General features: G+C 60.5%; 1 pseudogene. It reads left to right on the plus strand.

Features of this window, described 5'->3' with window-relative positions:
* Positions 1-215: pseudogene (locus SB816_RS35600) on the plus strand (amino acid ABC transporter permease); the annotation flags it as partial.

Here is a 215-nt window from a genome sequence, read left to right on the forward strand (position 1 = left end):
GCGCTCAAGATCGTGATCCCGCCGCTGGTCAGCATCTTCATCGCGCTGTTCAAGGACACGTCGCTGGTGGTGATCATTGGCATCTTCGACCTGACGCTGGCGGCCAAGGCGGCCCTGTCCGACGCGGCATGGCGCGGGTTCGGGGTGGAGGCGTATCTGTTCATCTCGCTGATCTACTTCGTCTTCTGCTTCTCCATGTCCAAATACAGCCAGGC

The organism is Achromobacter sp. SIMBA_011 (genome assembly GCF_046535435.1).
Classification (GTDB): Bacteria; Pseudomonadota; Gammaproteobacteria; order Burkholderiales; family Burkholderiaceae_B; genus Achromobacter; species Achromobacter dolens.